A 17,782-nucleotide genomic window follows, 5' to 3' on the forward strand; every position below is an offset into this window, starting at 1 on the left:
GTGGGTCTTCGTTCATCCTTCTGCCAGGAAGCGCCCGACGTAACGGGCGACAGCCCGCACTGCGGCGATGGTCGACGGGTAGTCCATATAGATGGGACCGACCACGCCGAGGGTAGCGCGTGTGTCGTCAGGACCGTAGGCGCTGGCGACCAGCGAGGTCGAGTGCAGGGCGGCGTAGGGGTTCTCTTGGCCGATGCGCACGGCGACGTCGCTGGGGTTACTGGAGACCGCCTCCCCCAGCAGGTGCAGGAGGACGACCTGCTCCTCGATCGCCTCGAGCACCGGCCGGATGGCCGTTTCGTAGGACGAGCCGTAGCGCGTCAGGTTGGGTACTCCGGCGACGACCACCTCGCTGGACGGATCGGCCTCCAGCATCGAGCGGACGCCGGACACGATCGGGCCCACACGCACGGCGTCCTCCGGCTGGAGGAAGTCGTCGGCCAGGTCTGCGTCCGCCTCGGCAGGCGTCTTGCCCACGATCGCGGCGTTGAGCCGGTCGCGCCACGCGTCGAGTTCCTCGTCGGTGTGATCGGCGAGGATCACCGACCTCTGTTCGACGCGCCCGGTGGAGTCGATGACGATGACCAGCACCCGATCGGTGGTCAGGCTGACCAGTTCCACGTGGCGCAACGTGGTCGATACGGACGCCGGATACTGCACGATCGCGACCTGCTGGGTCAGTTGTGCCAGCAGGCGCACGGTGCGGTGGACGATGTCGTCGATGTCGACGGCCCCCGACAGGAAGGTCGAGATGGCCTTCCGCTCGGCCATGGACATCGGCTTGATGGCGCCCAGCCGGTCGACGAACAGGCGATATCCCTTGTCCGTGGGGACGCGTCCGGCGCTGGTGTGCGGCTGGGTGAGGTATCCCTCGTCCTCCAGCACGGCCATGTCGTTGCGCACGGTGGCAGGCGACACGTCGAGGCGGTGCCGCTCCACGAGCGCCTTCGACCCGACGGGCTCGTGGGTCGAGACGTAGTCGGTGATGATCGCCCGCAGCACCTCCAGCTTGCGCTCATCCAGCATGGTCCCCTCCCTCCGCTGCCGAGACGACGGCCCGGGCGCCCACCCGGGCACAAGCCCGATCCTGGCACTCCGGATTCACGAGTGCCAATGCTAGCGCAACGCCCGAGTACCGACCGAGTTCACCTGTCCCACTGGGGACGCCACAGATCCGCCACTTTCTGCGCGAGTTCGGGGCTGGCGGCCGCCACGATCGTCGTCTGATACGGGGTGTCAGGCCCGTAGGGACGGCCCTCGACATCGAGCGTCGTCCCTCCCAGCTCGGTGACGATCAGGTATCCGGGCATGTGATCCCACGGCTTGGGACGCAGGTAGGTGAGAAAGTCGATCTCGCCCATCGCGAGCATCGGGTAGTCGACGCCCGCGCAAAAGCTGGCGTCGGTGACGGGCGCCAGCCGGCCGCCCGCGTCGTATCCGTGCCAGCCGCGCCGCGAGGTCGCCCCCAACGGCCGCTGGTTGATCGGTCCGCGCGTCACGAGCTCGCCATTGTGTGTGACCCCCGCACCGCGTTCGGCCACCCAGGCATTGTTCAGTTGCGGCTGCCAGATCCACGAGCGGGTGACCTCGCCGCGGCGCAGTTCGGCGATCATCACCGCATGCTTGGGCGAACCGTGGACGAAGTTCCCGGTTCCGTCGACCGGATCGACGGTGTAGGCGACCTCGGCGTCGGCCAGGCCGTTCGGGATGTCGGGATTCGCGAACGTCGCCTCCTCCCCCACGACCAGGCAGCCCGGTTCGCGTGCCCGCAGTTCCGCGGTGAGCAGCTGCTCGGCCTCGCGGTCGGCGATCGTGACGAAGTCACCTGGGCTCTTCTGCTCGATGTCCCCGCTCGCGAGGGCGTGAAAACGGGGGTTGATGACCTCCGCTGCCACATGCTGAATGAGCTCAAGCACTTCGTCGGTCTGCATGCCGCCATTCTCCCATCGGTTCGTTCCGGGACAGGTCAGGTCCCGGGCTGTGGTACAGGTGCCGTGGTCGCGCCGGACCGGCCGCCACGACCTGTCGCGATGCCGGCCAACACATCGGTATGAAGCGGCGAATCGTCCGGAATCGCCGCAAGTACGGCGATCGACCAGGGCTGGACGACGTAGTCGCCGGCTATCACCTCGGCTTCGTCCGGCGCCCACACGTTGCACACCGGCTCCGCCCAGCCGGCCGTGTCGACGATCCTGCGCCAGGTCAGGCCGAGCCGCAGGGAATCGGGCTGCCCCGGCACGACGAATCTGCCCGGCTGGGTGTACATGTTCACCAGCACCAGGTAGTCGGTGCCGCCGACGCTCGACCCGTCGACGAGGACGCTCAACTGCCTGTCCGCGGGCCCCGGTTGGCCGGACATGTCGGGACGCTGGAACAGGTAGGCGACGTCGGGGGTCTGCGGCAGACCGTCGGCCCAGGTGTTCTGACGCAGGGTCGGGTCGAGGCGGCGCAGGTGCGCGACGAAGCGAGCGAACCGGAACAGCGGATTCACATCCGGGGCCGTCGGGCACTGTCCCACCAGGTCGTAGTAGGCGCCCGCACCCGGGTCACCGGGATCGACCGCCACGCGCGTGGGTGCGTCCGAGACCGCCTGCGCCCAGTTGTTCCACACGCCCACAGTGTTGAGGTTCCACGGATTGTTGTTGCCGTTCTGGGTGCGCCCGTACTCGTCCCCCGACACCACCATCGGCACCCCGTGGGCCAGCAGCGTCACCAGCCAACTGTTGCGCCAGCGCGTCCGGCGCAGAGCGTGGTCGCCGCCCGAGTCCCACGACAGATTGGAATCACTGCCGCCGTCGGACGGCCCGAACGGGTAGGACTGCCCGTTCGACTTCTGGTTGAAGCCGACGAGGTCCATCATGGTGAACCCGTCGTGGGCGGTCATGAAGTTGATCGACTTCTGTGGGCCACCGTTGTCGTTGAAGTGCAGCCAGTCGCCGTTGAACAGCTCGACGAACGGACGCGCGTTGCCGTCCCCCTTGAGGTAGTGGCGCATGGCGTCCCGGAACCGGCCGTTCCACTCCCCCCAGCCATGGGGGAAGTTGCCCACCTCGTAGCCCCACAGGTCCCATGCCTCGGCGATGACCTCGAATCCCCGGCGGTCGGCCAGGTCGGCCACGTCGCGCAGCAGCGGGTGCTCGGTGAAGAAGCGGCGCCGCCCACCCCAGTCCTCGGGGCCCGACAGCGCCGGGAACCTGCCCAGCACGGTCGCCAGGTCGAACCGGAAGCCGTCGACGCCCATGTCGTGATGCCAATGGTGCAGCGAGTCGAGAACCAGTTGGCACATCGCCTCGCTGGAGAAGTTCGTCTGGTTGGACGAGCCCGTCGCGCCGTCGACGATGTGACCGTCGGCGGTCAGGTCGTAGTACCTCGTCGTCGCGAAGCCACCGAAGCTCACGAAGCCCGCCGAATCGGTGTCGCCGTCCCAGTTGCCACCCTCGCTGGTGTGGTTGTAGACGACGTCGAGATAGACCTCCAGCCCGGCGTCGTGGAATGCCTTGACCATCTGCTTGAACTCGCGTGTGGGACCGCCCGGTGACTTGTCGGACGCGTAGTCGCGATTGGGTGCGAAGAACCCCAGGGTCATGTAGCCCCAATGATTCGTCGTCCCGTTCACCGCACCCGCCTGGTCGGAGTCGGTCTCGTGCACCGGCAGGAGCTCGATCGTGGTCATCCCGAGCCCCTTGAGGTAGCCCGCGAGACAGGCGGCACCCGCGTAGGTACCGCGCAGATCCTCCGGAACGTCGTCCACCCCGTCGAAACCGGCCTCGCCTGCGAGCAGCGAGGCCAGGGAGCCCGCCGACGGGTGCATCGTCAGATTCTTGACGTGAGCCTCGTAGACGCTCGCATCCTGCGCGGGGATGCGGGGATGCTCCCCTGGACTGGTCTGGTCGTGCACGACGATGCCCTTCGGGGCATAGCGTCCGGTGTCCACGGTGCGACGTACGCTGCCCCGGTAGTCGCCCCCGCCGGTTCCGAAGACGCCGTGGTCGACGCCCAGCGCCTTCAGCCGCGGGCTGAGCGGGACGTGGCTGATCTCCCGCGCATACGGATCGAGCAGCGCCTTGTTGGGATTGAAGTGGTTTCCGTCGGCATCCCGATCCGACTCGAAGCCGGCCAGGGAACCGGGCGTCCACGCCGGGTCATTGGGCCAGTTGCGGCCCCAGCAGCGATAGGCATAAAAGGTGCCGGGGGCTGCACCGGCAAGCTCCGCCCGCCAGATGCCGAAAGCGTCCTGGACGGTGTCGACGCTCGACGAGGCGTCCGACCCGATATCAGTGGGATAGAACTCGAGGAGGACGCGGACCGCGTCGGGTGCGAAGACCGCGAACGAGGTGGTCCCGCGCTCGGGATCCCAGGTGGCGCCGAGCGGCCACGTCGCGTTCCCCCACGACTCGGGGGCGACCGGTGTAGCCCTGGGCGGCTGCGCCTGATCAGTCATGGTCCGAACATAGCCCGATCGAATGCCATGCGGGAGCCATCAACATGCCGTACCTGCCGACCTCGATTGGATCACCTGCCCCGGTGACGCCTTTTGTCTCAGTCGATCTCGTCCAGGTGATCCTGGGTGACGAAGTCGATGAGTTTCTCGACCTCCCGGGTGAAATCGGGATCGAGGTCGCGGAAAGTCCGTACGCGTCCCAGCATTGCCTTCCACGCATTGGCGATGTCGATCTGGTCGTGATGAGGCATGCCCAGTGCCGCGAGAGTCCCCTTCTTGAAGTCGACATCGCGGGGAACCTCCGGCCACGCCTTGATGCCGAGCACCTCGGGCCGGATCGCCTGCCAGATGTCGATGAAGCGATGACCCGCGATCCGGACGACGTCCCCGTACCCGCCGCGCGCAACCTCTGCGGCGATTCGCTGTTCCTTAGTGCCGCTGACGAGGTGATCCACCAGAACCCCCAGGCGTCGTCCCTTCTCAGGCCGGAACTCGGCCACGATGCTCACGAGGTCGTCGATGCCGCCCAGATATTCGACGACGACTCCGACATGCCTGAGGTCGGATCCCCAGATCTTCTCCACCAGTTCGGCGTCGTGGCGTCCCTCCACATAGATGCGACTCGGCAGAGCCACCTTCGCGGGACGACCGGGGTCGCCGACCCGCGACCCCGACGCCGTGTAGCGGGTGGTCGAGCCCGTGCGTGGAGGTATCCGCAATGCCACCGGCTTGCCGTCGAGCCAGAACCCCGGGCCGACGGGGAACGCCCGCCGCTTGCCGTGGCGGTCCTCCAGGATGACCAGACCGTTCTCCCAGCCCATGATCTCGCCCACATACCCCGACGCCGGATCCTCCACCACCATGCCGATCTCCATGGGGACGTCGACCGTTCGGGGACGCGCCGCCCGCTGGGTCCGCGGATCGAGCACATCGCGTCCGTACCTGTCCATGGGTCGATTGCTCACCTGCGCGAGGTTACCCGCGACCTGTTGGGCATGGGGCCAGGCGCGCGCCGACCTGGTGATCCGCGCACCCGGTGTCTGCTAGCCTCACTTCTCAACCGAAACCTGTTGGCACGGTCAGCCTGCTTGGAGGGCCCCATGGGGAGCTTGTCGCACAGAGATACCCCGCTCGCCGGGGTACGGCGCTGTGTGCGCCCGCGTGCCTGTTGTTGTCGGCTTCGCTGACCCTCTTCCTCATCGCGTCGGACCCCCGAAACCAGCACGCAGCGGCCGGAGCACGTGCCACTGGATCGGCTGTCGCAGGGCATACGGCCACCGGAGCGTGGTAGCGGTTCTTCGAGAACCCCGGCTCTGGCTCGGCCTGCTGCTTCCCATGTTGGCTTCTCCTGCGAAAGCTCACCCGACATGACCCTCATCTCGTCAGCTTCATCCCCCGCGAACAGCGGGAACCATACGAACCACGTAGCCACATTGACTTCAGTCAATGACCGCGGTCACTCCTCTTCCGGTGCGACACGGATTCTCGAGGCGCTCCGCACCGAGCCCGCCCTTCTGCGCGAAGACCTCGGGCGGCGTACCAAACTCAGCCCGGCGTCGGTCACACGGACGACTTCGGCGCTCATCCGCGCCGGGCTGGTCCGCGAGTTGCGCGACAACGCCGCCTGGGGAGGCCGAGGACGCCCCGCGATTCCCCTCGCCCTCGTCGAGGACCGCCACGTCTGCATCGGGGTGCATCTGGGCAGTGAGATGATCACCATCGCGGCGGGCGACCTGCGCGGCCAGATACTCGCACAGTTGTCCATCCGCAATGCGGACTGCTCCGCGCAACCGATCGGGCTGATTTCTCGCGCAGCGGGACGCCTGCTGAACGAGTTTCTCGACCGCGAACTGCTGTCCGCGGGCCTGGTCGCACCGTGGCACGCCCTCGGCCTGTCGCGCATTCCCGTCGCACGCAAAGTGCACACCGCCTTCGGCGTACCGGTGGCCACGGGCGATCAGATCGAGGCGATCGTGGACGCCGAACTGACGCGGCGCCAGCCCCCACCGGGCCAGTCCTGCTACATCTACGCACGCAACGTGTCCGGGTTCGCCATGGTGCTCTCCGACGGCACACGAACCGAGATCTCGCGCGTCGCCGACCTCACTCACGTGCCCACCGGGTCGCGATTCCGCTGCCCGTGTGGCCGGACCGGATGCTTCGGGATCTCGGTGGGCGAGCGCGCCGTCGTGGCACGAGCCGTGCAGGCCGGGATCATCTCCACACCCAGCATCGACGAGTTGGAGGCTGCCGCACGCACCGGCAACCGGGGAGCCTTCGCCATCATGCAGGAGCGGGCTGCTCTGATGGGCCGCGCGGTGGCGCTCGTGCGAGACATGCAGGCCCCCGACCGGATCGTCCTGCTCGGTCAGGCGGTCCCGGACGCTCCCAGCGCCAGGGCGATGCTTCTACGCGGGTTTCGGGGATCGACCGCCCTAGGGCCGATCGACCTGGTGATTCCCGACGACGCCGATATCGTGCAGGCGGCCGCCGCGTGCTCGGTCGCACTCCGGCCGATCTACGAGGACCCGATCGCGGTCACGAGCGCGCTGGAGCAGGACGACTCCGAGGATCTTGTTTTCACGGCGGAAGCAACTCGACCTCACCGGAGGACCGCCACCTAGTCTTCCGATCAAGTCAACCCCCAACATCCAAGGAATTCTGGTGAGCACCATGGCAATGGCCCACCCGGTGAGGCTGGATCTGCCCGAGGTCGAGGTGCGCGAGCAACGACTCCGGGCGACGGTGTCGTACAACGGAACCGCGCGCGACCTGAGTCGGCGATCGAAGAACTTCAGCCTCGTGAACCACGAACGCGGCTTCGAGCAGTGCAGCACCTGCCAGCAGGGTTGCGCGGGCATCGCCTACAACGTTCGGGGAGCCGCGGTGGTCGAGCATTCGCCGATCGGCTGTGCCCAACCGGCTTCGGCCGCCATGGGCATCAACGTGGCCAACGCGGCACGCGGGCTGCCGGATCAGTCGGTGAACGTGCTGAGCACCAACCTCTCGGAGTCCGACACGGTGTACGGCGGCGCCGAGAAACTGCGCGCGACGGTGCGGGAGGCCAAGCGCCGGTTCTCTCCCGACGCCATATTCGTACTGTCGTCGTGCGCGGCAGGCATCATCGGCGAGGACATCGAGGCTGTGACGAGCGAACTCCAGGACGAGCTCGGGATTCCCGTCATCCCCGTCTTCTGCGAAGGATTCAGGTCCAAGATCTGGATTTCCGGCATCGACGCGACTTTCCACGGCATCCTGCGCCAGATCGTCAAACCGGCGCGCAAGAAGCAGCCCGATCTCGTCAACGTGTTCAACTTCGAGGGCAGCGACACGTTCACCCCCCTGCTGGGAAAACTGGATCTGCGGGCGAACTACGTCATCTCCCTGGCCGACGTGGAGACCTTGTCGAGAATGTCGGAGGCGGCCTGCACCGCCCACATCTGCGAGACGCTGGCCACCTACCCGGCCAAGGCGCTGGAGCAGGAGTTCGGCGTGCCCGAGGTGAGATCGCCACCGCCCTTCGGCATCAGCTGGACGGACGCCTGGTTGCGCGAGATCGCCCGGATCACCGATCGCGAGGAACTCGCCGAGCAGGTCATCGAGAGCGAGCACAAGCGTCTGGAACCGCTCCTGGAGACTATGCGCGCCCAACTCGCCGGTCGGCGCGTCTACATCTTCGCCGGCGATTCATACGCCCACAGCATTTCGAACATGCTGCTGGATCTCGGCCTCGATCTGATCGGTGTCAACACGTTTCACCACGACCAGACCACCGACGGCGGGCTGGAAGAGGCGGACAGCCTCGGACAGCTGGTGGCGTCCAAGGGAGACATCGGCAACTTCTCGGTGTGCGACAAGCAGCCCTTCCAGATGGTCAAGGTGCTCAAGGACCTGCAGCCGGACATTCTCATCGTGCGCCACACGAACATGGCTGTCATCGGGGCGAAGCTCGGCATCCCCACCATCCAGGACGGGGACGTCAACATCAGCGCGGGGTACGACGGGCTCATCAAGCTCGGAGAGCGCCTGCTCACCGCTTGGCGGACCCGCCGGATCTTCCAGAACATCGCCAGGCACCACCGGCACCCCTACAGCGAGTGGTGGATGGCTCAGAACGATCCCTTCCTCCTCAGCAGCGAGCCGGTGGCCTGATGGGCGGCTACATCGAGCAGCCCCGGTTCTCGTGCGCGCTCGCGGGCCAGCAGACCGTGCTGGCAATCCCGAGAGCCCTTCCCGTGGTGCATGCAGGCCCGGGTTGCTCCGGGAAGGTCTTCGCGTTCTCGGCGACCAACGCGGGCTTCCAGGGCGAGGGATACGGCGGCGGGGGCGCTGTGAGCAGCACCAACACCGGCGAGACCGACGTGGTCTTCGGGGGTGAGCCCAAGCTCGAGCGATTCGTCGGGAACGCCTTGCGGGTGCTCGACGGAGACCTGTTCGTCATCTTGTCAGGGTGCACCTCGGGGCTCATCGGGGACGACGTGGTCAGGGTCGCCCAGCAGTATGCCCGCGACGGGCACCCCGTGATCGGCGCCGAGACCCCCGGGTTCCGGGGGAACAGCTATGTCGGGCACGAGATCGTCGTGCATGAGATCATCGACCAGTTCGTGGGGGACGTCACCCCCGCCGTGCGACCCGGGCTGGTCAACGTCTTCGCTTCGGTGCCCCCACAGAATCCCTTCTGGCGAGGCGACCTGGCCGAGATCAAACGCGTCCTCGAGGGCATCGGGCTGCAGGTCAACATCCTGTTCGGGGCAGGCTCCGCCGGAATCTCCGAGTGGCGTGACCTTCCGAACGCCCAATTCAACCTCGTGCTGTCGCCATGGGTCGGTCTCGACGCGGCCGAGTTGGCGGAGAAGAAGTACGGCACGCCGTACCTGCATCTGCCCTTCTTGCCGATCGGCCCGGAACTGACCGGGAAGACGCTGCGGACGATCGCGGACTTCGCCGGGCTCCCGGCCGGGCCTGTCGAGGAGTTCATCGCCCACGAGGAACTCGTCTTCTACGACTACTTCGTCTCTACCGCTGATTTCGTCGCGGACTACCGCAACATGATTCCCTCCGAGCTCTACGTGGTGGGTGACAGCGCGTACGCGCTGGGCGCGACGGCGTTCCTGGTCAACGAACTCGGCTTCGTGCCCGAAGGCATCTACCTGACCGACGACCCTCCCGAGAACCGCCAGAGCGACATCCGCCAGGCTTTGTCGGACATTGTGGCCGACCTGGGCGACGGTGACCCGGTCCCGCGTTTCGAGATCGACGGGCGCGCGATCCAGGACAGCATCAGAACCCGCCTCCACGGCTCGACCAAAGCTCTCATCCTCGGGAGCACGTGGGAGGACTACCTCGCCCGCGAGACCGGCAACCTCAGCCTCCACCTCAGCCTGCCCATCACCAACGACGTCGTGATCGACCGCAGCTACGCGGGCTACCGCGGTGGGCTGCGGCTCATGGAGGACGTCTACACGAGCATCTTCAAGGCCGGCGACATCGCCGACACCACGCTGACCAGGAACAAGCAGTAGGACACGCGATGGAGTACCGAATCGCGGTGGCCAGCAGCGATGGCATCCACATCGACCAACATTTCGCAGAGGTGAGCGATTTCCTCGTCCTCGTGGTCGACAGTGACCGGGGCGAGACGAGGACCGAGGGACGACGCCGCGCTCCGGCCGTCGACGCCGCAGAGGGAGAAACCGGACGATCGGTGACCTGCATCGGCACCGACATCGAGCGCTTGGGACGCACCGGCGAGTTGCTGGCGGATTGCCGCTATCTGCTCACCGTCGCCATCGGCCGCAAACCGCAGGCGGTCCTGCTGCGTCACGGTATCGACACGCTCGAGACGGACGGCACCCTCGACGCTGTGATCCCGCAGCTCAACAAGTACGTCGTCGGCCGGTCGCACGCCCGCGCGGCCCGCGCCTGTTGTCCCGACGCCTGATACCCGAAGTTCGATCGAGGCACAGGGTCTGCTGCAGGGCCCGGTTGCTGCCTCCGCGCTTTGTCACACCCAAACCACATCACACGCAAGGAGAACTCCCATGAGTCAGCTGGTCACCACTCTCACCGACCTCATCGGCGACACGCCCCTGCTCGAGCTGAGCCGCTACGGCGCCCACCGAGGCCTGAACGCCAGAATCCTCGCCAAACTGGAGACCCGGAACCCGGTGGGCAGCGTCAAGGATCGGATCGCCTGGGCGATCATCCGCGACGCCGAGGAACGCGGCCTGTTGCATCCAGGGGGCGAGATCGTCGACGTCACCAGCGGGAACACCGGCATCGCACTCGGTGCGATCGCCGCCTCGAGGGGCTACACGTCCATTTTCTACGCCAGCGACAACATCAGCCCCGACAAGCTCGCGCTGCTCAGGGCTTTCGGTGCACGGATCGTCAAGGTGCCCAACACCTTCTTCCTCGACCCCGACGCCCTCGTACTGCTACGCACTCGCGCCCAGGAGGAGAACCCCGGGGCGTTCTTCGCCGACCAGTTGTCCAATCCGGTGAACCCGCGTTTTCACTACGAGACGACCGGGCCCGAGATCTGGCAGGCGACCGACGGCCAGGTCGACATCCTCGTCGGTGGTGTCGGCACCGGGGGCACGTTGAGCGGAGCCGGACGCTACCTGAAGGAACACAAGCCATCGGTGCGGGTCGTCGCCGCAGAACCCGGGCTGGGATCGGTTCCCACTCCCGAGAATCCGTACCCCAAGGAGATCGACGGCGTCCACAACGTCACCGAGGCACTGCCCCAGCAACTGCCGGACAACCTCGACAGAGCGCTGCTCGACGAGATCGTCGCCCTGGAGACCGATGACGCCTTCGCCGCATCGCGTGCCCTCGCCAGGGAGGAGGGCCTACTGGCCGGAACCTCCGCCGGAGCAATCGTGCATGTGGCGACGCTGCTCGCACAGCGTGCCGAGAACGCCGGGAAGACGATCGTCGTCGTGATCCCGGACTCCGGCGAACGTTACCTGTCGGCGGGAATCTACGACGACGACGATCGGGTGCCCGCCGAACAACTCGTCGGCGCGGCGGCCGAATAACCAGGCGCCGCACCCTCACGGGCTGTCGGCACCTCACTGCGAGGAGCAGCACATGGGAACAAACAACATCGTCCGGCACGGCGCGGGCGCGAATGGCCGAGCACGTACCGCGCTGGTGGCGCAGACCCTCGGCAGCACCCAGCAATCCGATCTTGACAAGGTGGAACGGGGAGGAACAGATGTCAGTGATCAGTGAGAGCCTGACGACATCCCACGGGCCGACGGCGCCTCTGGTGCGCGACCACTCACCGTCCCCTTCATCCGAGCCACTCGCCGTCGTGCCGATTCGGCACTGGGGGCGCTGGATCGCATCGGCACTCGTTGCTTTCCTGGTCGCACAGTTCCTGTGGTCGCTGATCACCAATTCGCGCTACGAGTGGGGGGTCTTCGCCGAGTACTTCCTCAGCCCCGCGGTGCTTCGCGGTCTGGTGAACACGTTGCTCCTCACCGTCATCTCGATCACCGGCGGGTTCGTGTTGGGCACCGCTCTCGCGACGTTCCGGCTGTCAGGCTCACCTCTGCTCGCCACGGTCGCGTGGTGGTACATCTGGCTGTTCCGTTCGGTGCCCGTACTGGTCCAGGTCCTGGTCTGGTACAACCTGGGATACCTGTATCCGACCCTCGGCCTGGGCACACCGTTCACCGAGGATTTCTGGCTGGTCTCGTTCCCCACGGTTCAGTTGTTCACCGGATTCGCCGCGGTCGCCGTAGGGCTCACGCTCAATCAAGCCGCCTACTCCGCCGAGATCATCCGCGCCGGCATCATCTCGGTCGATCAGGGGCAACTCGAGGCCGCAGCGGCGCTCGGGCTTCCTCGCCGCAAACGGTTTTTCCGGATCATCCTGCCGCAAGCGGCCCGCGCCATCCTGCCCAACTTCTTCAACAGCCTGGTAGGGCAGGTCAAGGAGACCTCGGTCGGCTTCATCGTCGCCCTTCCGGAGCTGTTCTACACCGTGCAGGTGATCTACGGCCGCAACCAGCGCATCATTCCCCTGCTACTGGTCGCCGTCGCGTGGTATGCGATCGTCACCACCGCACTGACGATCGCGCAGTTCTACATCGAGCGGCGGTACGCCCGGGGTTCGGTGCGTGAGCTACCACTCACGCCACCACAACGCTTCCGCCAGGCGGTCGCGGCGCTCTGGCGGCGACTGGGCGACAGCCCGCCGTCCACCGCCACCGAGAAGGGGCACGACTCATGACCTCCGTGCGGTTGCGTCGAGAGACGCCAGTTCCAACTGCCCGTCACGAGGGCCTCGGTCAGGTTGTCGTCGAGAACGTCTGGAAGTCCTACGGGCAGACCCTCGTGCTCAGGGGGGTGAGCCTGACCGTGGACCCGGGCGAAGTCGTCGGCATCATCGGGCCGTCGGGATCAGGCAAATCGACATTGCTGCGCACAATCAACCATCTGGAGACGGTCGATCGCGGGTCGGTCACCGTCGACGGCACGTACATCGGCTACGAGCGCAAGGGCGGTCGCCTCCACGAACTGCCGGAGCGCGACGTGCTGAAACGTCGTACGGAGGTCGGGCTCGTCTTCCAGAACTTCAACCTGTTCCCGCACCTGACGGCCCTCCAGAACGTGACCGAGGCTCCGGTGGACCTTGGCCGCGTCGCAAAGACCCAGGCGCGTATCGAGGCCCTGCAGCTTCTCGAAAGAGTCGGGCTTGCCGACCATGCCGGCCACTATCCACGGCAGCTGTCGGGCGGGGAGCAGCAACGGGTCGCCATCGCGCGGGCGCTCGCGCTGCATCCGAAGGTGTTGCTCTTCGACGAACCGACCAGCGCCTTGGACCCCGAGCTCGTGGGCGAGGTCGAGGACGTGATCCGCGATCTCGCCCACGAGGGAACCACGCTCATCATCGTGACGCACGAGATCGGGTTCGTACGCGAGATCTCGGATCGAATCGTGTTCCTGGACCATGGCGAAGTCCTGGAGGAAGGCACTCCTGAACAAGTCCTGGACCATCCGCGGCACCACAGGGCACAGGAGTTCATCGCCAAAGTGCGATGACAAGGAGGAATATCGTGGCAATCAACAAGAGACAGATCGGGCTACTGGTCGCGACCGCGCTCGTGGTCGTAGTGGCAGCCGGCGGGGTCGCCTACGCGATCACCAACATACGTGAATCCGACCAGGTGAGCACCGAGCAACAAGTCGCCGCGGCCGTAGAGTTCGACCTCACATCCAAGAACGTTGAGGGACGTCCTCACATCGGAGCGGTCCCCGAGGCCGTGGAGGCGCTGAAAGCGAGCGGATTCCAACCGATCGAGGCCGGCAAACTCACGGTGGTCGGAACGGCTGGGTCGGGCGGGGCACCGCTGGGCTTGCTCGCCTCCGACGACAACCAGACTCGAATCGGTTCCGAGGCCGATTTCGGGGCGCTCATCGCCGAAGGCCTGGGCCTGGAGTACCAGCAGGCGGTTACCTCGTGGTCCGACTGGCCGCTGGGAATCCAGTCGGGCAAGTACGACTTGGTCACGTCGAATGTGACCGTCACGGAGGAGCGCAAGGAACTCTACGACTTTGCCAGTTACCGAAAGGATCTCCTGGGGTTCTATGTGCGGCAGGACAGCGAGATCACCAAGCTCGAGTCAGCCGACGACATATCCGGTCTGACCATCGTGGTCGGTTCGGCGACCAACCAGGAGAAGATCCTGCTGAACTGGAACGCTTCGTTGGAGGCCGACGGCAAGGCCCCGGCAGAACTCCAGTACTACGACGACAACGCGGCCGGGACGCTGGCCGTCGCGTCCGGGCGCGCCGACGCGATCTTCGGGCCGAATGCCACGGGCGCGTTCAACGCTGCCTCGACCGGTGACACGAAGCTGGTCGGCACCGTCGACGGGGGCTGGCCCGAGTCGGCACCGATCGCTGCCGGCACCAAGAAGGACAACGGCCTGATCGAAGCGGTGAACATCGTGCTGAACAAGGCGATCGAGGGTGGCCAGTACCAGGAGATCCTCAAGCGCTGGGGGCTGGAGGCCGAAGCCGTCGACTCCTCGCAGATCAACCCGCCCGGCCTGCCCGAGTCAACGAAGTAACCGGACGCAGGGCAACAGACACACCACACCTCAGGAGGAACGCACATGGGGGCGATTAGCTCCGTGGACACCACGAGTCCCGCAGCGTCCACCCCGATCGTCGACCCCGGAACGACCGGTACGGACGCTCGGCGAGAACGGACCATACGCCACGCTTCCGCGGACACGCCGAGCGAGCGTCACCGGCCACGCGATCGCGCGGCCGTCCGAGAAAGCACCGACCCTGTCCACTGGAAGGCCGGCTCACGAGTCTGGTACTGGGTCGCCGTCGCCGGCTTCGGCATCTCGCTGGCGGCCAGCTTCCTCGTCCCGGACAATCTGCCGGGTCTCGTGCGTGGCGAGGATTTCTCGCAGGACTATCCACTGGATCCCAGGAACTACCGGATACTCCTAGCCGCCATCGGTCTGGCTCTGGTCGCCCTGTACCCGTTCCTGTTACGTTTCCCGCGTCTGGGCAGACGGTTCTTCCACAAGGCACAGTTCGTCTTCGCCGGAGCGCTGGCGATCGGCGTGTGGGATCTGCTGACCTCCAAGCTCTTCGTCATGAAGCCGCCCTATTTCCCCGGACCCGTGACGATCCTGGATTATGTGCCCCGCAACTGGGAGAACCTCCTGGGTCACGTCCTGGCCTCCAGCCGCCTGTTCGCCATAGGGCTCGGGCTCGGCACGATAGCCGGAATCGGCACCGGCATTCTGATCGGCTGGTATCGCCAGTGGTTCTACTGGCTGTATCCGATCCTCAAGTTCACAGGCGTCGTCCCCGCGACTGCCTGGATGCCCATAGCGACGGTGCTTCTCAAGCCTGCGCCCGTCGCGATGACATTCCTGCTGGTCATCGCCTCGTGGTTCGTCATCGCGTTGATGATCTGCCAGGGCATGGCATCGACCCCCACCGCCTTGTACGAAGTCAGCCGAACCCTTGGCGCCAAGGACAGCTTCCTGCTGTTCCACGTCGCGATTCCGCATGCGATGCCCAGCATCTTCACCGGGATCAGCATGGCGACGAGCATGTCGTTCCTGACGCTGGTGGCGGCGGAGATGATGGGCGCCACCGCCGGCCTGGGGTACTTCATCAACTACTCGAAGACCTTCAGCAAGTACTACCAGGTCTATGCGGCGATCATCATCATGTTCATCGTCTTCACCGTGATCCTGGCGATCATCGAGCGCGTCAAGAACCGCGTCCTGCGCTGGCAGAAAGGGCTGGTGCAACCGTGAGCGCGCTCGTGGATCTGCGGCATGTGTCACGCATCTACACCGCCGACGACAAACAGACGCACGCTCTGGACGACGTCTCCCTGCACGTCGGCGAGACAGAGTTCGTGAGCCTCATCGGGCCGTCCGGCTGCGGGAAGACGACCCTGCTGCGCCTGGTGGCCGGGCTCGACTCTCCGCAACAAGGATCCGTGGAGGTGGACGGCGAGCCGGTCACAGGGCCGAGCCACGAGCGCGGCTACGTCTTCCAGCAGGGCGCTTTGTTCCCATGGGCCACGGTGGAGGCCAACATCGCCACCGGGCTCAAGGCCCGGGGCGTGTATTCACAGCAGAAGGCCAGGGTGCGCGAGTTCGTCGACATGGTCGGTCTCTCGGACTTCGCTCACGCCTATCCTCACCAGCTCTCGGGAGGCATGGCCCAGCGAGTGGCCATCGCCCGCGCGCTCATCAACGAGCCCCGGGTGCTTCTGCTCGACGAGCCGATGGGTGCCCTCGACTCCTTCACCCGCATCGAGCTCCAGGACAAGCTGCTCGAACTGTGGCAGCGGCTCGCCTCAACGATGGTGCTGGTGACCCACGACATCGACGAGGCGATCTATCTGAGCGACCGGATCGTCATCATGACGCCTCGTCCGGGTAGGGTCAGCGAGGTTATCGACGTCCAGTTGGAGCGCCCGCGGGCGCGCGGCGAGGCAGGCTTCCTCAGGCTCAGGGCCCACATCCTCGAACAGTTGAAGCTCAGCACGAGCGGCACGCCCACCTCCGTACTCGCCGGGAGCGCCCAGTGACACAGCATCGGGCCGTCGGCCGGCCCGCGCGGAGACCGCGATGTCGGCCCCGCATCGTGCCCTCCGCCGCCTGACGGGCATTGCCCGAGATCGACCCTTCGCCGGCCGCCACCGCCAGGTCGGCCCATCTCGCCTTTCCACCCCCAGCACCGACACGCACAGCCGCTCTTTCCCGCACAGATCGTGCACGAACACCGAAAAGGACATGACATGAACACCATCAGACTCGACCGCAGGGGCCTCTTCCGGCTCGACGGAGGGCGCCGCGGCAAGCTCGTCGGAGTTCCCGCTCGGCTCCACGAAGCTTCAGGCACTCGGCGGAGGGCTCTGCGGCTCACCCTCCTACATCGCCAAGGACAAGGGTTTCTGGGCCGAGGAGGGTATCGACGTCGAGTTGGTCAGCGGCACCTTCCAGCAGTCGAAGGACGGCCTGGCCGGTGGCGAATACCTGGTGGCCAACGGCGATTTCCAGTTCTTCCCGGCCGTCGAGCAGGGGTTGGATCTCAAGATCATCGGCGGTCTGCACGAGGGGTGCATCAAGTTGCTCGTGCCTCCTGATTCCCCCGTCCAGACGGTGGCCGATCTGCGGGGAAAGAAGATCGGCGTGGACGAGGTCGGCGGCTCCCCCTGGGCCATCACCTCGATCTCGCTGAGCGACGCGGGCATCAACCCGGCCGAGTCCGCCGGTGAGGTGACGTTCGCTCCCTACGACGCGAGCACACTTCAGGAAGTCGCCGCCCGAGGCGAGGTCGACGCGATCGGTGCCTGGGATCCGTTCGCGACGATCGCCGAACAGGCCGGGTTCCGTGTGCTCGTCGATATCAGCACCCATCCGTTGTTCGGCGGCCGCTTCTGCTGCTTCCTGTACGCCTCCGGTCAGGCCATCGAGCAACGGCCGGAAGCGGTCTCCGCACTGTTGCGCGGCTGGTACCGGGCGATCTCGTGGATCGCGGCGAACCCGGAGGAGACCGCCACCATCGTCACCGACACCAGCCAACACGAGGCCTACATCGCATCGGCCGACAAGGACCTGCTGGTCACGCTGCTCACCAGTTACCACTACAGCGCACATGCCGAGCACGAACCTGCCACCCAGATCGCCCAGGCCGAGGAAGACGCCCTGTACTTCGCGCAGGCTCTGAAGGACGTCGGGTACCTGTCGGCAGACCTCGACGCCGAACAGTTCAGGGACAACCTGGTGGTGGACATCGGTCTGTGACGCCGACCCCGGCCGGAGCCGACGTCCGAGT

The 17,782-nt window shown here is 66.1% G+C and carries 16 protein-coding genes; 12 read left to right on the forward strand and 4 right to left on the reverse strand.

Translation table 11 applies throughout. The annotated features are described in order from the left end of the window. Positions 1-12: 12 nt before the first annotated feature. The 4 genes from hrcA to FB473_RS08570 form a co-directional block, all read right to left on the reverse strand. On the reverse strand, positions 13-1,026 hold the full coding sequence (gene hrcA / locus FB473_RS08555) for a heat-inducible transcriptional repressor HrcA (protein ID WP_167166469.1): 1,014 nt from the start codon (positions 1,024-1,026) through the stop codon (positions 13-15). Positions 1,027-1,145: 119 nt separating this feature from the next. After that, complete coding sequence (locus FB473_RS08560) at positions 1,146-1,931, reverse strand: inositol monophosphatase family protein (protein ID WP_167166471.1); 786 nt, start codon at positions 1,929-1,931, stop codon at positions 1,146-1,148. 35 nt (positions 1,932-1,966) lie between these two features. Then, positions 1,967-4,441 (reverse strand): alpha-amylase family glycosyl hydrolase, encoded by a 2,475-nt coding sequence (locus FB473_RS08565; RefSeq protein WP_167166473.1) that lies wholly within the window; start codon positions 4,439-4,441, stop codon positions 1,967-1,969. A gap of 98 nt (positions 4,442-4,539) precedes the next feature. Further along, positions 4,540-5,391, reverse strand: coding sequence for a DUF3097 family protein (locus FB473_RS08570; RefSeq protein WP_167169335.1), 852 nt, complete (start codon positions 5,389-5,391; stop codon positions 4,540-4,542). Positions 5,392-5,874: 483 nt separating this feature from the next. On the opposite strand from FB473_RS08570, the gene FB473_RS08575 reads away from it, so the two are divergent. From FB473_RS08575 to FB473_RS08630, 12 genes are all read left to right on the forward strand, one after another. Next, positions 5,875-7,065: an ROK family protein gene (locus FB473_RS08575; RefSeq protein ID WP_167166475.1), complete on the forward strand. Its 1,191-nt coding sequence runs from the start codon at positions 5,875-5,877 to the stop codon at positions 7,063-7,065. Between the two features lie 49 nt (positions 7,066-7,114). After that, positions 7,115-8,593, forward strand: a complete 1,479-nt coding sequence (locus tag FB473_RS08580; protein WP_243863874.1) for a nitrogenase component 1 — start codon at positions 7,115-7,117, stop codon at positions 8,591-8,593. Then, positions 8,593-9,963, forward strand: coding sequence for a nitrogenase component 1 (locus FB473_RS08585; protein WP_167166477.1), 1,371 nt, complete (start codon positions 8,593-8,595; stop codon positions 9,961-9,963). The genes FB473_RS08580 and FB473_RS08585 overlap by 1 nt, the downstream gene beginning before the upstream one ends. Before the next feature lie 8 nt (positions 9,964-9,971). Then, entirely contained in the window at positions 9,972-10,382 is a 411-nt protein-coding gene (locus FB473_RS08590) for a NifB/NifX family molybdenum-iron cluster-binding protein (protein ID WP_167166479.1), read from the forward strand. A 100-nt stretch (positions 10,383-10,482) separates the two neighbouring features. Further along, a complete protein-coding gene (locus tag FB473_RS08595) occupies positions 10,483-11,484 on the forward strand; it encodes a PLP-dependent cysteine synthase family protein (RefSeq protein WP_167166481.1) in 1,002 nt (333 codons plus the stop codon). 52 nt (positions 11,485-11,536) lie between these two features. After that, positions 11,537-11,680, forward strand: a complete 144-nt coding sequence (locus FB473_RS08600; protein ID WP_167166483.1) for a hypothetical protein — start codon at positions 11,537-11,539, stop codon at positions 11,678-11,680. Between the two features lie 82 nt (positions 11,681-11,762). Continuing rightward, positions 11,763-12,686, forward strand: coding sequence for an ABC transporter permease subunit (locus tag FB473_RS08605; protein ID WP_208390489.1), 924 nt, complete (start codon positions 11,763-11,765; stop codon positions 12,684-12,686). Continuing rightward, on the forward strand, positions 12,683-13,498 hold the full coding sequence (locus FB473_RS08610; RefSeq protein ID WP_167166487.1) for an amino acid ABC transporter ATP-binding protein: 816 nt from the start codon (positions 12,683-12,685) through the stop codon (positions 13,496-13,498). The genes FB473_RS08605 and FB473_RS08610 overlap by 4 nt, the downstream gene beginning before the upstream one ends. A gap of 14 nt (positions 13,499-13,512) precedes the next feature. Next, positions 13,513-14,529 carry a transporter substrate-binding domain-containing protein gene (locus FB473_RS08615; protein ID WP_208390490.1) on the forward strand — a complete coding sequence of 339 codons (1,017 nt, stop codon included), beginning with the start codon at positions 13,513-13,515 and terminating at the stop codon, positions 14,527-14,529. Between the two features lie 45 nt (positions 14,530-14,574). Further along, positions 14,575-15,747: an ABC transporter permease gene (locus FB473_RS08620; protein ID WP_167166491.1), complete on the forward strand. Its 1,173-nt coding sequence runs from the start codon at positions 14,575-14,577 to the stop codon at positions 15,745-15,747. Next, positions 15,744-16,532, forward strand: coding sequence for an ATP-binding cassette domain-containing protein (locus FB473_RS08625; protein WP_167166492.1), 789 nt, complete (start codon positions 15,744-15,746; stop codon positions 16,530-16,532). The genes FB473_RS08620 and FB473_RS08625 overlap by 4 nt, the downstream gene beginning before the upstream one ends. Positions 16,533-16,878: 346 nt before the next feature. Continuing rightward, a complete protein-coding gene (locus FB473_RS08630) occupies positions 16,879-17,751 on the forward strand; it encodes an ABC transporter substrate-binding protein (protein ID WP_167169342.1) in 873 nt (290 codons plus the stop codon). Positions 17,752-17,782 lie beyond the last annotated feature (31 nt).

This window comes from Brooklawnia cerclae, assembly GCF_011758645.1.
Classification (GTDB): Bacteria; Actinomycetota; Actinomycetes; order Propionibacteriales; family Propionibacteriaceae; genus Brooklawnia; species Brooklawnia cerclae.